We start from the raw sequence: 19,500 nt of genomic DNA on the forward strand, positions 1-19,500 counted from the left end.
CGCCCAACACGGCAGGTTCATCGGGCGGTGCGCCTGTGTAGGTGCTGTGGTAAATGGGGTTTTCGCGCATGGTAATGCGTTCCACCGTGAACACGGGGAAGGTATCTTGCTCATTGTAATAGCCTGTGTGGTCGCCATAAGGTCCTTCCAGCGCGGTTTCATTGGGGTGAATCACGCCTTCCAACACGATTTCGGCACGCGCTGGAACGTGCAAATCGTTGCCAATACACTTGGTCAATTCGGTGCGCGCACCACGCAACAATCCTGCGAATTGGTATTCGCTCAAAGTATCGGGAACGGGCGTTACTGCGCCCAAAATGGTGGCAGGGTCGCAACCCAATACCACCGAAACAGGGTAGGGCTGGTCGGGGAACAGGCGTTTGTGTTCTTGAAAATCCAATGCGCCGCCGCGATGTGCCAACCAACGCATAATCAGCTTGTTTTTGCCCAATAATTGCTGCCTGTAAATGCCGAGATTTTGGCGTTTTTTGTTGTAACCGCGTGTTACGGTTAAGCCCCACGTTACCAATGGCGCAACATCGCCCGCCCAACAATGTTGAATCGGCAAATCGTACAAGTTTACATTTTCCCCTTCCAAAACAATTTCTTGGCAAGGGGCGTTTTTGACGATATTCGGTGCCATGCTCCAAATGTCTTTGAGCAAGGGCAATTTGCTGAATGCGTCTTTTACGCCTTTGGGCGGTTCGGGTTCTTTCAAATATGCCAAGGTTTTGCCGATTTCGCGTAATTGGCTGATGTCGCTTGCGCCCATGCCCATGGCAACGCGCTCGGTGGTGCCAAACAAATTTGCCAAAACGGGGTAGGGGTATTTGGTGCCGTCTGCTTTGACCACGTTTTCAAACAACAAAGCCGCTCCGCCAGCACGCAAAACGCGGTCGCTGATTTCGGTGATTTCCAAATAGGGCGACACGGGGGCGGTGATGCGTTTGAGTTTGCCTTGTTGTTCAAGGATTTGGATAAATTCGCGTAGGTCTTTGTATTTCATATTATTTCTTTCTGATTTGAATTTTCAGGCTGCCTGAAACTGATGAATCCATATTTCGCGTTGTGCAGGGTCTTGGGTGGCAATCAATTGTGTGAACAATTCGCCCAATTTCTTTTCATCCACCGCCAAATTGTTCAAAGATAAATAAGCATTTTGTTGTTTTAAATGCGTTTTGAGGTAATTTTTCAGATTTTGCCAATTGGATTGGGGGTTTTCAGGCTGCAATCGTTCGTCAGACGAAGTGGGACGGTAAACCAAAATGAGAGAAACATTGCCTTTGTAGTTGCGAAACTCAAACGAAGCAATATTGTCCCAAGCCATGCTGATTTGTTCGCGGTGGCTGCTGATGTTGTAGGCATTGATGGTGATTTGCGGCTTTTTCTGAAACAGATAGATGATATTCCAGTATGTTTGGCGGAATGAAGACAAAATGCCCCAAAGCAAATTCAAAACCAACATTCCAACAAAAATAAGGAATATGCCCCACTCTGTATCCCATATTTTTTGCAGCCATGCCAACCAATTGATTTCTTTGAGTATCGGCAACATTTCACGCGCCTGTTGCTGCCATGGGCTGCCGTCAAACCACCAATATAATCCAGCCAATACAGCATACGGCAATAAAATATCAATCAAAAGACTGATTTTGCTGTGGTAAATATGGATTTCTCTCATCAAAAAAACCTTTCAGGCTGCCTGAACATTATTTCACATCGCTCACAAAAGTCGGCAAATGCCACGCGCCGCCCGCAAAACCGCGACACATACCCGTTGTATGCGCTGACGTTTGCACAAAACGGCGACCATTCCAAACATATTTTGCGCCCGACCAACAATCGCCCATACCGCGACTTTTGTGGTAATTACTAATCACGCCCTTTGCATAATCCGAGCCGTCTGTGGTGGGGATTTGGTGGATTTGGCGGCGCGAATTGTCCAGCACCGCATACGCGTAGCCCACATTATACGCGCCGCGCCAACATTCTGTTTCGGCTAACACATTTTGCGCGTTCAGGCGATAGAGCGAGACGGGGTGGCTGGATTCGTGTAATTCGTGGCAGGTGTCGTTGTTGATTTTGCCGCGCAATAATTGGCGAATGGCGTTTTGTTCGGCTGAACTGATTTTCAGGCTGCCTGAAAGCGTTTTGGCTGGTTTGATAAGGGGTTTGGGCTGCGGTTTGAGTTTACCAAATTGTTGAAATTCATCGGCTTTCAACCAAACTGCCGCCGCGCCCACATTGGACAATGTAAATATTTCTTTGCCTGCTTGGATTTGCACCGTGTCGCGTCCTTTGGTGGCGGCAATCACCATTTGTGCGATTTGGGGCGAAAGGCGATAGCTGTCGTGTTGCAAAATCAGTTTGCCGATGATTTTTTGATTAATCAATAGGTTGATGGTTTTTTGTGGCACAGATTCGCCAGCATAACTCAATTCGCCCGAAACGGCTGACGAACCCGCCATGCGCGTAAACAGCACCGAAATCCGCTTGTCGTATTCCGATTCGTGATGATAGCCCGCCACGCGGCAAGTGCCTGTGTTGTCGCAAGCGGTTTCCCAATCTTTATGTTCAAAATGAATGCCTTGCATAGGGGCAGCTTGAATATTTGCACAAAATATACCACATAAAAATACCCAATATTTTGTTTTCATGATGCTTTTTCTTTTTTTAGGCTGCCTGAAATCATAAAAATAAGCCAATTAAGTCATTTAAAAATCGTCTGCCTAATGGTGTGGGACACAAAAATGCAGGGTTGGCATCAAGCAGACCTTTTTGTTGTGCATGTTGCAACTGTTGTGCGATGACCGCCAAATTTTGCCCTGTTCGTTCAGCAAAATAATGGCTGGGGACGCCATCTGTTAAGCGCAGTGCATTCATCATGAATTCAAATGGCAAGTCTTCACTCGCAATATTTTTGCGTTCTATTGCATCATCTGGATTACTTTGCATGGCATATAAATAATTGTTGGGGTGGCGTTTGCGTGTGGTACGCACAATGCCATTGTGGCTGCTGATTTTGCCATGTGCGCCTGCGCCAATACCAATGTAATCACCAAATTGCCAATAATTTAAATTGTGGTGTGCGCGTTGATGTGGGTGCTTAGCAAACGCGCTGGTTTCGTATTGCTGAAAACCAGCGGCAAACAAAGCACCATGTACTGCATCTTCAATGTCTTGCATGGCATCATCTTGTGGCAAACCTTGTGGTGGCTGATGCCCAAATGCGGTATTGGGTTCAAGTGTAAGCTGGTAGGCACTGATGTGGCTCACGCCTGTATCAATCGCAGTTTGCACATCATTTAAGGCTGCCTGAACCGTCTGATGTGGCAAAGCATACATTAAATCAATGTTTACGCGAGCAAAGATGTTTGCTGCTGTTGTAATGGCAGACAGGGCTTCTTGACTGTTGTGTATCCGTCCCAGCGCGTGCAATTTAGCATCATCAAAACTTTGTACGCCAATAGACAAGCGATTGATACCTGCGTCTTTAAATCCTTGAAATTTAATCTTTTCAAAAGTACTGGGATTGGCTTCTAATGTGATTTCTGCTTCAGGTGTAAGTTTAACCAAAGCACGCACACCTGATAATAAACGGTCTATGGCTTGGGCAGAAAATATGCTGGGTGTACCGCCTCCGATGAAAATGGTTTCAACTGTACGTCCCCAAATATGCGGTAATTCACATTGTAAATCAATCAATAAGGCATCAATATATGCTTTTTCGTCCAGCGCAGTTTTGATTTTGTGTGAATTAAAATCGCAATACGGACATTTTTGAATGCACCAAGGAATGTGAATGTAAAGCGATAAAGGGGGTAAGGCGGTAAGTGGTTTAGTAAAAAACGGCATCATGGGTTTCAGGCAGCCTGAAAAGCAATAAAGAACCGATTTTACTTGAAATCCAATGAAAAAGCTGCCTGAAAAACAATCATGCATTTTTCAGGCAGCCTTATTTATCTGTTATTAACCAATTTCAGCAGCGTATTGTTCTGCGTTCAACAAGCCGTCCAAATCGGCAGGATTGGCAGGTTTGATTTTGAAAAACCATGCCGCGCCATAAGGGTCGGAATTGGCGGTTTCGGGGGCATTGACCAAATCTTCGTTAATGGCTACCACTTCGCCAGCAATGGGCGCATACACGTCAGAAGCGGCTTTGACCGATTCCACCACACCCGCTTGGTCGTCTGCTGCCAAGTTTGCGCCAATTTCGGGCAATTCTACAAACACAATGTCGCCCAACAATTCTTGCGCGTGGTGGGTAATGCCTACGGTAACGGTGCCGTCAGATTCAGGGCGCAACCATTCGTGGCTGGCAACGTATTTCAAATCGGCTGGGATATTGCTCATGGTGTGTTCTCCATAAAGGTTTTAAAATAAAGGGAAAAGGGGTTTTCAGGCAGCCTTACAGTTCACGACAATTTCTGATGTTGCCACTAACCTGCCCCCTCCCCCTATGTAAGGGGGAGGGCTGGGGAGGGGGTTAGAAAGCCAACGCGCCACCCCCACCCTAACCCTCCCCCGCCAGCAGGGGAGGGAACAGATTTCAGGCAGCCAAACAATTTTTGTCGTATACCGTAAGGCAGCCTGAAACCAAATCAATCAAACTGCTTTTGCCCATTGCGAACAAAAGGCAATCTCAACACGCGCACATCGGTTAAAGTGCCGCGAATGTCCACCTGCGCCGAATTTTCGGTGGCAACAGGCACACGCGCAATCGCAATAGACTGTTTCAAGCTGGGCGAGAATGTGCCACTGGTAATCACACCAGTGCCATGTGGCGTAACCACTTCCATGCCTTCGCGCAACACACCGCGTGTTTCCAGCAACAAGCCCACTTGTTTCACATCAACACCTTGATTTTTCAACGCAACAAGCGGCGCTTTGCCCACAAAATCGCGGCTTTCATCTTTCAAATCCACCGTCCAGCCCATGCCAGCTTGCAAGGGGCTGGTGTCATCGTCCATGTCGTGTCCATACAAATTCATGCCCGCTTCCATGCGCAAAGTATCACGCGCACCCAAGCCGCAAGGTTGCACACCAACCGATTGTAATTGTTTGAAAAATTCATTGGCGTGGTTTTCAGGCAACATCACTTCCACACCGTCTTCGCCCGTGTAGCCCGTACGCGCCACAAACCAATTATCGCCCAAATCCACGCCCTGAAACGGTTTCAACGCACGAACTTGCTCCGCCCATTCGGGTTTCAGTTGCAACAATTTATCAATCGCTTTGGGGCCTTGCACCGCGAGCATGCACAAATCATGGCGAGGCTTGATTTCAATGCCAAATGCCGCACCAATTTTGGTAAATTGCGCCATATCCTTTTCGCGCGTGGCAGCATTAGAAACAATGCGATAAGCCGTTTCCGCCTCATTGGCGCGATACACGATTAAATCATCAATGACCCCACCGTTGTCGTTGAGCATGGCGGTGTATAAGGCTTTGCCGACAAACGACAATTTTGCCACATCGTTTGCCAATAATTTTTGCAACCATGCTTTGGCTTGTTCGCCCGTGATGTCAGAAATGAGCATATGCGACACGTCAAACATGCCCGCGTCTGTGCGAACGGCTTCGTGTTCTTGAATTTGAGAGCCGTAATTAACAGGCAATTCCCAGCCAGCGAAATCAACCAATTTGCCGCCAGCGTCTTTGTGGGCTTGATGAAAGGGGGTGGTTTTTGGGGCAGACATGAAAAATTCTCCAAAACGTAGATACAATAAAAGGGCTGCACAAAACGCGTTTGTGTAACCCTATCTGTCCGTTTTACCTGAGATTTTCGTTTTCAAGCAGCCTGAAAACTTTGCCCCTTCGGTGAACGCGTGTAGCGTTGCTCTCCAGATTTTTGCTACTCATGCAGTCCTTTTACCTGAACGATTTTAGGGTTTTTGCGCCTTCGGTGCTGCCTGAAAAACAGTCTCTCCTGCATGATTACAGATTATTACAGAAAGGTTTTTATTTAGCAAGTTTTGTTTAAATTCCGTTAATTTTGATTACAGCCCCCCGAAAAAACCATATTGTACACAATTTTAAAGTGCAAGCATTTGATTTTCAGGCAGCCTTACACTAAAATAATGCGTTTTGACATTCCTACAACGAAAGAATACAACATGAAAACCGCTCAAGAACTCCGCGCTGGCAACGTCTTTATGATTGGTAATGACCCTATGGTTGTGCAAAAAACCGAGTACATCAAAGGCGGTCGAAGCTCTGCCAAAGTTTCCATGAAACTGAAAAACTTGCTCACAGGCGCAGCTTCTGAAACCATCGTGAAAGCAGACGACAAATTTGACGTAATTATTTTGTCGCGCAAAAACTGCAAATACAGCTATTTCGCTGACCCTATGTACGTTTTCATGGACGAAGAGTTCAACCAATACGAAATTGAAGCCGACAATATTGGTGATGCACTGAAATTCATCGTGGATGGCATGGAAGATGATTGCGAAGTAACCTTCTACGAAGGCAACGCCATTTCCGTTGAATTGCCCACTATCATCGTACGCGAAGTGGAATACACTGAACCTGCCGTAAAAGGCGACACTTCGGGTAAAGTCATGAAAACCGCACGTTTGGTTGGTGGTACAGAAATTCAAGTGATGTCTTACGTTGAAAACGGCGACAAAATTGAAATTGACACGCGTACTGGCGAATTTCGCAAACGCGCTTAATTTTGCGTTCAATCTTGTTAAAAAGCTGCCTGAAAATTTTCAGGCAGCTTTTTAACAATCATCAAATCAATTTTTCAATTAGCCATTTTTCAGGCAGCCTGAAAATCATTTAGCAATATTCACAATCCAATATGTCTTTGCGAATGTTTTTTAATAAAAATGCCGCGGTGTCTTCTTTGGCGGTTTGTCCAAAAATAAACAATTTTGCGACAACTTTACCCAAAAAGACTTTTTTCAAAGCATCAGCATCACTTAAAGTGTAACGTGATAAAAATTCGTTGATGTCTTGTGGCAAAACACGTTCTTTTAAGGCGGTTAAAGTGAAACGCTGGTCTGATTTGATACGCTCCAAAAGGGTTTGATTTTTATCCAGTTTAACGCCCTGTTCTTTTTCTTGACTGGTAGCACGGGTAAATTGGTCGTAAATTTCGGCGTAAAGCATATCATTTGGACCTTCAAAAATCGTAAACGGACGAAAATCAATGGCAATATTGCTTGCCACATGACCGCTTTCAAAACCTTTTGCTCCCAATAGCTTTTGCAAAATTTGGGCAGCGTCGTAGGTGTATTCTGTAGACAAGGTTTTGATGATATTGGCTTCCATCAATTTATCGGAAACAGAAGCATCAGGTGAGACGTGTTTGCAAGTGTAATCATACAAGACCTGTGAAACGCCATAACGGCGTTCAATTTCTTGGCATTCAAATGCGACAAATTTGATGTCTTTTTTGGCAAATTTACGCATGTTTTCCACAATGGATTCCATAATGCCATGCGACATACCCACCAGTTGCAAACGACTGCGAATGAAAATGTTTTGAAATGCACGCAAACCCAAAGCATCGTTTTCCGATAATTTCATCACGGCGTTGGCAGGAATTTTTGCGGCAACACGGTTAATTGCGTAACGTACAGCACGCAAACCTTCTGATTTTAAAACATCAAATTGAATGTATTGCTTGGGAACAAACAATAAATTAATCATTTTGGATAATCTGCCGTTTTTGCGCTCTTTCGCTGCCACCAACAAAAATTCACTTTGCGAATTGCCTTGCCAGTATTTTTCAGCCTCAACATAAACTGTACCGTCGCCCAAATCTTCGTAATATGATTGCATTTCACGCGCAATCGCTGAACCCGATGTTTTCGGTTCGGTAATCGCTAAGCCACCACCTTCGCCATTGAACACCCAATTTAAACCTTGCTGGATTTGGTTTTCATCGCCAAATTCCAATAAGGGTTGCAAAACCAAAGCCCCTTCAATTCCAGTTCGTAAAGTAACGGGTACGCCATAATGCCCTGCAATACGCAAAACCTCTTGGATTTCAAATTGGCTGTTTTTGCGTCCACCGTGTTGTTCTGATAAAAATGGCAACAATAAACCTGCTTGTTTTAATTCTAGCCATTTATTTTCAGGTAGGTACTCCATTAGATTCACACCGTCAGCAAAAATACGTTCAAAAGATGCTTTAATGTGATTTAAAAAAGAAGTGGTATCCATTGCCAATAAGCTGCTGGATGGGGTGAAATAAGTCATGGTGCAGTTCCAATCATTTTTAGAGCTAATTTTCTAATTTATAGCACAATCTGATTGAAGCAGCAATATTGTGCGTACTTTGAAGAAACGGCATACAGCAAGCTGCCTGAAAGCATCCGACACAAAATGCTATAATTTCGCCCATTTTTCCCTTTCAGGCAGCCTGAAAATGCAAATTATCCAATACGAAAATTCCCCCTTCAAACTCCACCAACCCTTCCCCCCAGCAGGCGACCAGCCCACCGCCATCGCCCAACTTTTGGAAGGCTTGTCAGACGGCTTGTCTTACCAAACCTTGCTTGGCGTAACGGGTTCGGGCAAAACCTACACCATGGCAAACGTCATCGCCCAAAGCGGCAGACCTGCCATCATCATGGCGCACAACAAAACCCTAGCCGCCCAGCTTTACGCAGAAATGCGCGAATTTTTCCCCGAAAATGCGGTGGAATATTTTGTTTCTTATTACGATTATTATCAACCCGAAGCCTATGTGCCGAGCCGCGATTTGTTCATAGAAAAAGACAGCGCAATCAACGAACACATAGAACAAATGCGCCTTTCCGCCACCAAAAACCTGATGACGCGCAATGACGTGATTATCATCGCCACCGTGTCCGCCATTTACGGCATTGGCGACCCCACCGAATACCAACAAATGATTTTGTCCGTGAAAGAGGGCGACATCATGAGCCAGCGCGACATCATTTCCACGCTGGTTTCCATGCAATACGAACGCGGCGATGTGGATTTTCAACGCGCCAGTTTTCGCGTTCGCGGCGATGTGATAGACGTGTACCCAGCCGAAAGTTCCGAATTTGCCCTGCGGATTTCATTATTTGATGATGAAATTGAACGCTTGGATTTGTTTGACCCACTTTCAGGCAGCCTGCACCAGCGCGTGGGACGCTACACCGTGTTTCCGTCCAGCCACTATGTTACGCCACGCGAAACCGTACTCCGCGCCTGCGAAGCGATTAAAGCCGAATTGCGCGAACGCATTGATTTTTATACCAAAGAAAACCGCCCCGTAGAACAACAACGCATAGAACAACGCACCCGATTTGATTTGGAAATGCTGTATGAAATGGGCTTTTGCAAAGGCATTGAAAATTACAGCCGCCACTTTTCAGGCAAAAAAGAGGGCGAACCGCCGCCCACGCTGATGGATTATCTGCCCAAAAACGCCATCATGTTCATAGACGAAAGCCACGTTACCATAGGGCAAATTGGCGCGATGTACAAAGGCGATGCGTCTCGCAAACAAAATTTGGTGGATTACGGTTTCAGGCTGCCTTCCGCGCGGGATAATCGCCCCCTAAAATTCCATGAATTTGAACAAGTTATGCCGCAAACCATTTTCGTATCCGCCACCCCAGCGCAATACGAAGCCGACCACGCAGGGCAAATTGTGGAACAAGTCGTCCGCCCCACAGGATTGATAGACCCGCAAATTGAAATCCGCCCCGTTGCCACCCAAGTTGATGATTTATTGAGTGAAATCAATATCCGCAAACAAAAAGGCGAGCGCGTACTCGTTACCACCCTAACCAAACGCATGGCGGAACAATTAACCGACTATTACAGCGAATTGGGCGTAAAAGTGCGCTATTTGCACAGCGACATTGACACAGTAGAACGTGTTGAAATCATTAGAGATTTGCGCTTGGGCTTGTTTGACGTATTGGTCGGCATTAACCTGTTGCGTGAAGGTTTGGACATACCCGAAGTGTCGCTGGTCGCCATTTTGGACGCGGACAAAGAAGGCTTTTTGCGTTCGCACCGCAGCCTGATCCAAACGATTGGACGTGCCGCGCGTAACGTGAACGGCGTGGCGATTTTGTATGCCGACAAAATCACGGATTCCATGAAATCCGCGATAGACGAAACCGAACGCCGCCGCCAAAAGCAAATTCAGTTTAATTTGGACAACAACATTATTCCCCAACAAATCAATAAGAAAGTGAAAGATTTGATTGATGGCGTGTATGCGGAAAACGGTGGCGAGCCAGTTTCAGGCAGCCTGAAAACCAAAAAATCCAGCAAAAAAACCGAAATCCACAGCGAAGAAGACGCGATTGCCGAAATCGCCCGTTTGGAAAAACAAATGCAGCAAGCGGCACGCGATTTGCAGTTTGAAGAGGCAGCGGTTTTGCGCGACCGCATTCGTTTGATTAAAGAGAATTTGTTGTTTGGGGCGGAATAAATAAAGGAAAAAATCATGAATCGTGATGATGAGGCAGCCTATATTCGCATGATTGCGGCAAAGTGGCAGATTGATGCTCATGATGTGCCAACGGTCTTGGCTAAATGGTGTGTTTTTGAGCAACAATATGGCGAATATTACGTTAAATTGAGAATAGAGAAAAACATAGATTACTTATCATTCTGGTCTAATAATCCTTTATTTCACAAGCATTTTTATCTATTTTCTGATTATCCGGCGAGCTTTGACCAATACGCCATTTGGCACGATGGCAGTCATCAGTCTTTGAGTGAAATGCCTATTGTGGCATTGGGTGATGATGGTTATTTGGGGGTGATTGCCGATAATTTGTCTGATTTTTTGAGAATGTTGGCGAGTGGGGATTTGCTGTCTGCAAGAAATCGTTATGAAACTAATGATGTTGAATTAAAAAGGTTTTGTTTGCCATTGGAATGGTTGCCGTTTGAAGTCGATGATTTACCACCAAATTGGTCTGCGTTTCATGATTTTATTCAAAATGAACTTCATCTAACGCCCGACCTTGAACCAAATGTATCGCTAATGAAGGCGTATTGCAAACATGGTTCTCGTTTTATTCAATGGTGTAATCAATATTTGGATTGGAAAATTGATGAAAAATACAGTAAAAGTAGCAAGTAGGTTGGGGTGAAAACCCAACAAAACCCATTTAAATCCCCAAATTCATGCTGGGTTTCCAACAAAAACTACGCAAAAATACCGTTGCCCAATCCAACTGGCAACGGTATTTTCCCTTTTCAGGCAGCCTGAAACAAAATAACCCGAATTGTTCTGTATGAAATGGTGGCTCATGCACCCACCCTACATAAGTCATTATGGTATGTTTAATTCTTTTGTCCTGAACTCATGCCATTTGAATTTTAGAACCTGTATTTTATGGGCTATTGGCAGCAAAGCGGTGTTTGTCTGAAAAAACCAACTTCGTGTTCACAATAGCCCTTAATTCATACCAAAAATTTCAGGCAGCTTTTGTATAGTAGGCATTCAATACAAATTGCACCGCTTCATCAATGTTTTTGTCCGAAGTATCCAGTAGCAAAGCGTCAGGAAGTTGTACTAGAGGCGCAACAGCGCGGCGGCGGTCGGCTTCATCGCGTGCCATAATGTCGGACAAAATGCGTTCAAATGCCAAACCTTTGCAAGTAATACCTAATTGTTTGGCGCGGCGTTCGGCGCGGATTTGTGGCGTAGCGGTTAGGAAAATTTTCAGGCAGGCATTGGGAAAGACAACCGAACCCATGTCGCGTCCATCGCCAACCAAACCTTTTTCATTCAGAAAATCGCGTTGGCGTTGTAATAGGGCAGTGCGTACTTTGGGTAAAGTGGCAACGGCTGATGCACCCATACCGATTTGTTCGCTGCGAATGGCATCGGTAACATCTTCGCCATTGAGTTGAATTTGGCTGCCTGAAAATACCGCGGGTAATTGTGCTGCCAAATTTGCTACGTTATTTTCGTCTGACCATTCTACATTTTGTTGTTGGGCGTATAAAGCAGTTAAACGGTAGAGTGCGCCTGAATCCAAATAATCCCAACCCAAAGCGGCAGCCACACGCGCCGCAACTGTACCTTTGCCAGATGCCGAAGGTCCGTCAATTGCAATCACTTTTTGCATGGTGTTTTTCTCTCAATCAAAACGCAATGATTTTAACAGGATTTTCAGGCTGCCTGAAAATCATTTGTTTAATTTGAACCTTTTGTCATGGCGGACAAACGCCTATAATGCCGTTTTTTGTTTCTTTAATATTCACGCGTTTTATCATGCACATTTCTGAATTTGATTTTTATCTGCCTGAACATCTGATTGCCCAACGGCCACCTGAAAAACGTGGTGGCAGCCGTTTGTTGCTGGGTTTGCAACAGCCTTTTGTGGACAGCGAATTTAGCCAGTTACCCGATTATATTGCGGCAGGTGATTTGCTGATTTTCAACAACACCAAAGTGATGAAAGCGCGTTTGTTTGGACAGAAAGAAAGCGGTGGACGCATTGAAGCATTGGTAGAGCGGGTATTGGACGCGCATACGGCGTTGGCACACATTCGTTCGTCTAAATCGCCCAAGGCAGGCAGTAAACTGATTTTTGAAGGCGGTTTACAAGCTCAAATGGTAGAACGGGCTGGGGAATTGTTTGTATTGCGTTTTTCAGGCAGCTTGAATGTGTATGAATTGTTGGCGCAATATGGTAAGTTGCCTTTGCCACCTTATATTGAACGTGCGGCAAATGATGAGGATGAAAGTCGTTATCAAACTGTTTATGCCAAGCATCAAGGTGCGGTGGCAGCACCAACGGCAGGTTTGCATTTTACCGATGAGTTATTGACCCTTTTACGCAATAAAGGTGTGCAGATGGCGGAAGTGACACTGCACGTTGGTGCGGGGACTTTTCAACCCGTGCGTGTGGAAAATATTGCGCAACACACCATGCACAGTGAATGGTTTGAAGTGTCTGATGACACGGTTGCCCAAATTCAGGCAGCCAAAGCGCGTGGCAATAAGGTGTGGGCGGTTGGCACAACGTCATTGCGTGCGATTGAATCGGCTGCGCGTTCAGGCTGCCTGAAGAGTGGGCATGGCGATACGGATATTTTCATTACCCCTGGTTTTGCGTTTCAAGTGATAGACCGTTTGATTACCAATTTTCATTTGCCCAAATCCACTTTATTGATGTTGGTGTCCGCGTTTTCAGGCAGCCAATGGATTCGTGATGTGTATGCTCATGCAGTACAACAAGAGTATCGTTTTTTCAGTTATGGTGATGCAATGATTTTGGCACGTGAAGAAGAAAGGGAATAGGGTAGTATGATGAAATTGACGGTGATGTTTCGCCCTTATTGTGGCTTGTGTCATCAAATGCTTGATGCTTTGCGCCCTTTTCAGGCAGTTTATGGTTTTGAAGTGGAGATTGTGGAAATTGATGATTTCCCTGAATTGGAGCAAAAATACAATGAGTTGGTGCCTGTTTTGCTGCATGGCGATACCGAAATTTGTCATTGGCATCTGGATGAAGTGGCGTTGCGACAACATTTAATACAAGTGTAAGATGTGAAGTATGGTCGTTTGAAATTAAAATATAGTAAATTAAAATAATGTACTATCAATTTGAAACGACCATACAAATAGGCTGCCTGAAACTTTTCAGGCAGCCTATTTTGATTGATTTACACCACAATTTCTTCTTTTTCCTCGCGCATTCTGTTCACATTGTTGCGGTTCAATCCAAACATCAGCAGCAAGGGACTGGCAACCAAAACCGATGAATAAATGCCAAATACGATGCCAATGGTCAATGCTACCGCAAAACCGTGTAAAGCCGCACCACCAAAAATCAGCATAGAAACCACCATGGCTTCGGTTGAACCATGTGTGATGACAGTGCGCCCCATAGTGGCGGTAATGGCGTTGTCAATCACTTCTGGCGCAGTCTTATTTCGCATTGAGCCTTTGCGGAAATTTTCGCGAATGCGGTCAAATACCACTACTGATTCATTGACCGAGTAACCTAATACTGCTAATACGCCTGCTAAAACAGTAAGCGAAAATTCCCACTGGAAAAAGGCAAAGCAGCCCAAAATGATGATGACATCGTGTAAATTGGCAATGATGGCGGACACAGCAAAACGCCATTCAAAACGCATGGACAAATAAATAATGATACCTACCACCACCATACCCAAGGCAATCAAACCATTGCTGACCAATTCATCACCCACAGATGGACCGATGAATTCCACTTGACGCAGGCTGACATCGGAGTTGCTTTGTTTCAAAATCTCCATCACTTGATTGGATAACTGCGCTGATGGCACATCAGCTTTATTGGGTAAGCGTATCATCAGGTGTTTATTGGTACCCAAAGCTTGAACTTGAATTTCGCCCATATTGAGTTTTTCCAAGCTCTCGCGCACTTGATTGACTTCCGCACCCTGTTTTTGGTACTCCACTTCCATGAGTGTCCCACCTGTGAATTCCACCGACAGATTTAAACCGCGTGTGAACAGGAAAACCACAGCCAAAACAAAGGTTGCCAAAGAGATGAATGTGGTAAGCTTGCCATAGCTCATAAAGGGAATATCGCGTTTAAACTGGAACAGTTCCATGATTTACTCCTTTTCATTTGCCGCAGTTTCGGCATCAACAACAGCAGGATAGGACACGCCGATGGAGATGTTTTTCAGTTTGCGGCGATTGCCATACCACAAATTCACCAATGCGCGTGATACAACCACCGATGAATAAATGGAAGTCATGATACCGATGCAATGCACAATGGCAAAACCGCGTACGGGTCCTGAACCAAAAATCAATAAGGCAACGCCTGCAATTAAAGAGGTTAAGTTGGAATCCAAGATGGTTGCCCAAGCGTGGTCGTAACCTTCTTTAATTGCAACTTGTGGTTTTTTGCCATCGCGTAATTCTTCACGAATGCGCTCGTTAATCAAAACGTTGGAGTCAATTGCCATGCCCAAAGTTAAGGCAATAGCAGCAATACCTGGTAAGGTTAGCGTGGCTTGTAAAGCGGAGAGAATGGCAAACAAGAACAATAAATTGGCAGATAAAGCCAAAGCCGAAAACACACCAAATAAGCGATAGTAAATGACCATAAACACCGCTACTGCAACAAAGCCCCACACAGTTGAATTGATGCCTTTGCTGATGTTTTCTGCGCCCAAAGAAGGACCAATGGTGCGTTCTTCCACAATTTCCATCGGTGCTGCCAAAGAGCCAGCACGCAACAGCAATGCCACATCTTGTGCTTCGGCTGGGCTGCCCATGCCTGTGATTTGTACGCGACCGCCTGTAATGGGTTCATTGATTTGTGGTGCGGTTACCACTTCGGATTGACCTTGGTCAATCAAAACCATAGCCATGATTTTGCCTTGATTGGCAGTAGTTAAATCCGCAAAAATACTGGAACCTGTGCTGTCTAAACTTAAATTCACGGTAGGGCGTTTGGTGTGGTCATCAAAACCTGCTTGCGCTGCATTGATGTTGTCGCCCGTCATTTCTACTTGTTTGCTGACCAAATAACTGCGGTTTTCATTGTCGCTCAATAATTCGTAACCATCAGGTACATTGCCATTATGGGCTTGTGCCAATAATGCACTGTCGGTGGAAACCATGCGAACTTCTAATGTGGCGGTGCGACCAATGATGTCTTTGGCTTTGGCGGTATCGGTCATACCTGGTAATTGCACCACAATGCGGTCGGCCCCTGCTTGTTGGATTACAGGTTCAGCCGTACCCAATTCATTGACACGATTGTGCAAGGTATTGATATTTTGTTGCACCGCATCTTTTTGAATTTGTGCCAATAAGGTTTCAGGTAGCGTAATACGTAATTCTGTGCCTTGTGCATTCAGTATTGCACCCTCCAACAAATGCTGTAAGTCAGGAAAAGCTTTTTGTAAATCGGCTTCATTGGCAAATGGAATCACAAGGCTGTTGTTGGTTTTGCGTATGCTGCCTGAACGGATTTTTAAGCGGCGCAATTCACGGCGCACATCACCTGTGTAGCGGTCTAATGTTTTTTCCAATGCCGCTTTCATGTCCACTTGCATGGTAAAATGCACGCCACCGCGTAAGTCCAAGCCCAAAAACATGGGCTGTGCACCAATTTGAGCCAACCATTTGGGGCTATTGGCAATTTGGTTTTGTGCCACAATGTAGCCTTCGCCCAATACATTATCAATTGCATCTCGCGCACTGATTTTGTCGGCATCGCTGACACGCACTTTCAGGCTGCCTGTGGCAATAAACATACCATGGTGTTTGATGCCTGCTTGTTGCAGTGCATCAGCGACTTTTTTCTCGGTTTCCGCATTGATGGTGAGTGATTGGCGATTGGTGGAAATTTGAATGGCAGGTGTTACACCATAAAAATTGGGCAAGGTGTAAATGAATGCCAATACCAGCGTAAACACAATCAGCAGGTATTTCCAAAGTGGGTAACGGTTCATAATCCAACCTTAAAAGTTCATTGGTTGTAAAAACGCGAGAAACCGCGCTGTATGTACAGGCGGTTTATTTCATTGTTGTCTTCTGATAAAAACATCATTCAACTTTATCAGATGAATTGTCGGATTCATTGGCTTTTGCCGCAATCGCATTGCGCTCCACTTCCACAGTCAAACCTTTACCTAAATCAATGGTAAAAATGTGTTCGCCTGCTTTAACCACGCGACCATAAAAGCCCGACATCAGCAAAACACGGTCGCCTTTTTGTAAGGCGCTTATCATTGCTTGACGCGCTTTTTCACGTTTTTGTTGTGGGCGAACCATCATGAAATATATTAAGGCAAAAATGCCAATCCAAGGCAAAATGCCCAGCCAAGCATTTGGTTGTGCGCCATTAGCAAGCAAAATGTTGGTAAACATTGGTGGTTTCCTGTATGAAATCAAATAAAACCCACATTCTAGCAGAGAGAGACACAATCGCAAAATGTTTCAGGCAGCCTGAATTTTGCCATGCTGCCTGAAAAACGGTTTGCCCTATTTTTTTAAAGCATCGCGGATTTCGCGCAACAGCAAAACTTCTTCGCTGGGGGAAACAGGTGCTTCTTCAACAGGTTCGGGTTCTTTTTTCAAAGTATTGATGGCTTTAACCACAAAGAAAATGGCGGTGGCGATAATTAAAAAGCTGATAACGGTATTGATAAATAGACCCAAGTTCAAGGTTACTGCACCTGCGGCTTTGGCAGCTTCCAAAGTGGCATAACCGTCTGTGGGTGGATTGGCACCGCTTTTTAGGGTTAAAAATAAATTGGAGAAATCCACGCCACCCAAAACCAAACCAATAGGCGGCATAATCACATCGTCCACTAGCGATTTCACAATCCCTGAAAACGCCGTACCTACAACCATGCCCACAGCCAAATCAATCACATTGCCGCGCATGATAAAAGCTTTAAATTCTTGTTTTATTGACATCAATCTTTTCCTATTAATGTGTGTGAAAATAAAAAATCAGGCAGATTTAAGCTGCCTGAACATGAAGTTAAATTATAAACCATTTGTTTTGAAAAAATGCGAATTTTCTCATGATGTTTTCAGGCGGCCTAAATTACCTCAATGAGGCTGCCTGAAAAGGAGGCATTTTAATGTTCTGTTTTATCAGGCAGCACGGCATTGAGCAACATCGCCACCAATGCACACAAACCCACGCCTGCCAAAGCAATGTCGCCAGCCTGAACCACCATGCCACCCAAACCAATCGTTAAGGTGCTGCTGACAATCACGAGATTTTTGGGTTTCATCAAATCCACTTGCGCATCAACCAGCGTTTTCAATCCCAAAGAAGCAATCGTGCCAAACAGCAACAACATCACGCCACCCATCACTGGCAACGGAATGGACGCCAAAAACGCATTGAATTTCCCCAAAAACGCCATGCCAATCGCAAAAATCGCCGCCCACGTCATAATCACAGGGTTGCTGTTTTTGGTAATCATTACTGCGCCTGTTACTTCGCCATAAGTGGTAACAGGAGGCCCGCCAAGCAAACCCGCCACACACACGCCCAAACCATCGCCTGCCAAGGTTTTGTCCAAACCAGGGTCTTTGGTGTAGTCCTTGCCCGTAACCGCGCCAATCGCCATAATGCCACCAATGTGTTCAATCGCAGGCGCAATCGCCACAGGCAGCATAAACAATGCCGCAGACCAATTCACTTCGGGCTTGGTAAACTCGGGTACGGCAAACCATGGTGCGTCCATCACAGCCTGAAAATTCACTTCGCCCATGATTGCCGCCAAAATGTAGCCAGCCGACACCCCAATCAAAATCGGAATCAATTTCATCATTTTGCTGCCAAACACGGTAACCACCACCGTTACCCCAAACGTGAATGCCGACAAAATAATCGCCGTGCCATATGCCACCACTTGCGTGTCGCCACCCTTGCCCACCGCCATGCTGCTGGCTGCTGCCGCCACCGACAAACCAATTACCATAATCACAGGTCCAATGACCACAGGCGGCAACAATTTATGCACCGCCTCCAAACCACGCCAGCGCACCAAAGCGGCAAACACAAAATACATGAAGCCTGCCGCAAACAAACCAAACATGGTTGCGCCCACGCCCCATTGCTGCTTGGCGGCAATAATCGGCGCAATAAAGGCAAACGATGAACCCAAAAAAATCGGCACTTTGCGTTTCGTAATCAACTGAAACAGCAAAGTACCGAGACCCGCACCCAGCAAAGCCAGCGCAGGATTCAATCCCGTTAATAAAGGCACAAGCACCGTTGCGCCAAATGCAACAAACAAAATTTGCGCCCCCGCAATCGCGGTTTTTGCGTGATGTAACATTATGTAAAGTTCCGTATGAAAAATGCAAACGGCGCGGATTATAGCGCATTTTTTGCCAATATACCAAAATACTGCCTGAAAATCCCCTGAAATGGTCAGTCTGATGTTAAAATAAGGTCGTTTTGTGTCAAAATTATGAATAAACTCAAATGAAACAAGTTGTTGCTTTTTTAATTGAACATTTCTCTGATATTCAAGCTTGCCCCAGTGGCAATGATTTGGGTGTAATATTGGAACATGCAGGTTTTGAAGCAGAAGACATTGGCGATGCCCTTGTGATTATGGAGCTGTTGTGTGCAACCCCCATGAGCAACCATTCAGGAAGTCAGACTCATTCGTCTGTCGCATTGCGTGTGTACCATGATGAAGAAATGGAAGTTTTATCGCCTGAAATACGCGGTTTACTGCATTTTTTAACCGAAAGCCATACTTTGAACGCAGAACAACGCGAATTTGTGATACATGCTTTGATGCACTTGCCTTATGAAGACATTACGTTGGAAACCACCAAAATATTAAGCATATTGATACTGTGGGCGCACCGTTCTGAATTACCCGTTTTGATTGGCGATGAATTGATGGCAGTATTGCATGGTAAAGGCATCATGCAATAGAACCGAGCCATCGCAAGTACATTTGTCTTAAACACGGTATTTGTTTTCTGCCTGATGATGTATCAGGCAGATTTTTTTACATGGGGCTTGCTAAAACTTTGTCTTTGTCATAAAAATATAA

General features: G+C 45.2%; 20 protein-coding genes and 1 riboswitch. Of the genes, 6 read left to right on the top strand and 14 right to left on the bottom strand.

Annotation, left to right across the window (positions count from 1 at the left end; genetic code table 11):
- From Q4B82_RS03370 to gcvT, 6 genes are all read right to left on the bottom strand, one after another.
- Positions 1-1,006 (bottom strand): UbiD family decarboxylase (locus tag Q4B82_RS03370; protein ID WP_303065024.1); only part of this gene is annotated, 1,006 nt, incomplete at its 3' end.
- A gap of 24 nt (positions 1,007-1,030) precedes the next feature.
- Positions 1,031-1,681, bottom strand: a complete 651-nt coding sequence (locus Q4B82_RS03375; protein ID WP_303065025.1) for a hypothetical protein — start codon at positions 1,679-1,681, stop codon at positions 1,031-1,033.
- A gap of 28 nt (positions 1,682-1,709) precedes the next feature.
- The gene (locus Q4B82_RS03380) at positions 1,710-2,657 is read right to left on the bottom strand and encodes a DUF1176 domain-containing protein (RefSeq protein ID WP_303065026.1); all 948 of its coding nucleotides are present in this window, start codon (positions 2,655-2,657) and stop codon (positions 1,710-1,712) included.
- A 31-nt stretch (positions 2,658-2,688) separates the two neighbouring features.
- Positions 2,689-3,858: a radical SAM family heme chaperone HemW gene (gene hemW, locus Q4B82_RS03385; RefSeq protein WP_303065054.1), complete on the bottom strand. Its 1,170-nt coding sequence runs from the start codon at positions 3,856-3,858 to the stop codon at positions 2,689-2,691.
- Between the two features lie 111 nt (positions 3,859-3,969).
- Entirely contained in the window at positions 3,970-4,353 is a 384-nt protein-coding gene (gene gcvH, locus Q4B82_RS03390; protein WP_097114612.1) for a glycine cleavage system protein GcvH, read from the bottom strand.
- Between the two features lie 248 nt (positions 4,354-4,601).
- Positions 4,602-5,699: a glycine cleavage system aminomethyltransferase GcvT gene (gcvT, locus tag Q4B82_RS03395; protein WP_303065027.1), complete on the bottom strand. Its 1,098-nt coding sequence runs from the start codon at positions 5,697-5,699 to the stop codon at positions 4,602-4,604.
- A 154-nt stretch (positions 5,700-5,853) separates the two neighbouring features.
- Positions 5,854-5,942, bottom strand: a riboswitch (glycine riboswitch).
- A gap of 174 nt (positions 5,943-6,116) precedes the next feature.
- On the opposite strand from gcvT, the gene efp reads away from it, so the two are divergent.
- Positions 6,117-6,677 carry an elongation factor P gene (gene efp, locus Q4B82_RS03400; RefSeq protein ID WP_303065028.1) on the top strand — a complete coding sequence of 187 codons (561 nt, stop codon included), beginning with the start codon at positions 6,117-6,119 and terminating at the stop codon, positions 6,675-6,677.
- A gap of 109 nt (positions 6,678-6,786) precedes the next feature.
- Here efp and Q4B82_RS03405 read toward each other — a convergent pair whose 3' ends face one another.
- Positions 6,787-8,178, bottom strand: coding sequence for an acyl-CoA dehydrogenase family protein (locus Q4B82_RS03405; RefSeq protein WP_303065055.1), 1,392 nt, complete (start codon positions 8,176-8,178; stop codon positions 6,787-6,789).
- A 205-nt stretch (positions 8,179-8,383) separates the two neighbouring features.
- Here Q4B82_RS03405 and uvrB point away from each other — a divergent pair, with 205 nt between their 5' ends.
- Positions 8,384-10,417: an excinuclease ABC subunit UvrB gene (gene uvrB / locus Q4B82_RS03410; RefSeq protein WP_303065056.1), complete on the top strand. Its 2,034-nt coding sequence runs from the start codon at positions 8,384-8,386 to the stop codon at positions 10,415-10,417.
- 15 nt (positions 10,418-10,432) lie between these two features.
- Complete coding sequence (locus Q4B82_RS03415) at positions 10,433-11,077, top strand: hypothetical protein (RefSeq protein ID WP_303065029.1); 645 nt, start codon at positions 10,433-10,435, stop codon at positions 11,075-11,077.
- 28 nt (positions 11,078-11,105) lie between these two features.
- Here the strand turns inward: Q4B82_RS03415 and Q4B82_RS03420 are convergent, their stop codons facing one another.
- Positions 11,106-11,270 carry a hypothetical protein gene (locus Q4B82_RS03420; protein ID WP_303065030.1) on the bottom strand — a complete coding sequence of 55 codons (165 nt, stop codon included), beginning with the start codon at positions 11,268-11,270 and terminating at the stop codon, positions 11,106-11,108.
- Positions 11,271-11,414: 144 nt separating this feature from the next.
- Positions 11,415-12,071 (bottom strand): (d)CMP kinase, encoded by a 657-nt coding sequence (cmk, locus tag Q4B82_RS03425; RefSeq protein WP_303065031.1) that lies wholly within the window; start codon positions 12,069-12,071, stop codon positions 11,415-11,417.
- 146 nt (positions 12,072-12,217) lie between these two features.
- Between cmk and queA the strand changes: the two genes are divergently transcribed.
- Positions 12,218-13,249, top strand: coding sequence for a tRNA preQ1(34) S-adenosylmethionine ribosyltransferase-isomerase QueA (gene queA / locus Q4B82_RS03430; protein WP_303065032.1), 1,032 nt, complete (start codon positions 12,218-12,220; stop codon positions 13,247-13,249).
- 9 nt (positions 13,250-13,258) lie between these two features.
- Positions 13,259-13,495: a glutaredoxin family protein gene (locus Q4B82_RS03435; RefSeq protein WP_303065057.1), complete on the top strand. Its 237-nt coding sequence runs from the start codon at positions 13,259-13,261 to the stop codon at positions 13,493-13,495.
- Positions 13,496-13,614: 119 nt separating this feature from the next.
- On the opposite strand, the gene secF is transcribed toward Q4B82_RS03435, so the two are convergent.
- The 5 genes from secF to Q4B82_RS03460 form a co-directional block, all read right to left on the bottom strand.
- Entirely contained in the window at positions 13,615-14,553 is a 939-nt protein-coding gene (secF, locus tag Q4B82_RS03440) for a protein translocase subunit SecF (protein WP_303065033.1), read from the bottom strand.
- Between the two features lie 3 nt (positions 14,554-14,556).
- Positions 14,557-16,413 (bottom strand): protein translocase subunit SecD, encoded by a 1,857-nt coding sequence (gene secD, locus Q4B82_RS03445; RefSeq protein ID WP_303065034.1) that lies wholly within the window; start codon positions 16,411-16,413, stop codon positions 14,557-14,559.
- 94 nt (positions 16,414-16,507) lie between these two features.
- Entirely contained in the window at positions 16,508-16,831 is a 324-nt protein-coding gene (yajC, locus tag Q4B82_RS03450) for a preprotein translocase subunit YajC (RefSeq protein WP_303065035.1), read from the bottom strand.
- 114 nt (positions 16,832-16,945) lie between these two features.
- Positions 16,946-17,383 (bottom strand): large conductance mechanosensitive channel protein MscL, encoded by a 438-nt coding sequence (mscL, locus tag Q4B82_RS03455; protein ID WP_303065036.1) that lies wholly within the window; start codon positions 17,381-17,383, stop codon positions 16,946-16,948.
- A 167-nt stretch (positions 17,384-17,550) separates the two neighbouring features.
- Positions 17,551-18,765 (bottom strand): uracil-xanthine permease family protein, encoded by a 1,215-nt coding sequence (locus Q4B82_RS03460; RefSeq protein ID WP_303065037.1) that lies wholly within the window; start codon positions 18,763-18,765, stop codon positions 17,551-17,553.
- A 149-nt stretch (positions 18,766-18,914) separates the two neighbouring features.
- Between Q4B82_RS03460 and Q4B82_RS03465 the strand changes: the two genes are divergently transcribed.
- Positions 18,915-19,379: a DUF494 domain-containing protein gene (locus Q4B82_RS03465; protein ID WP_303065038.1), complete on the top strand. Its 465-nt coding sequence runs from the start codon at positions 18,915-18,917 to the stop codon at positions 19,377-19,379.
- Positions 19,380-19,500 lie beyond the last annotated feature (121 nt).

This window comes from Alysiella sp., assembly GCF_030525755.1.
Lineage (GTDB): Bacteria > Pseudomonadota > Gammaproteobacteria > Burkholderiales > Neisseriaceae > Simonsiella.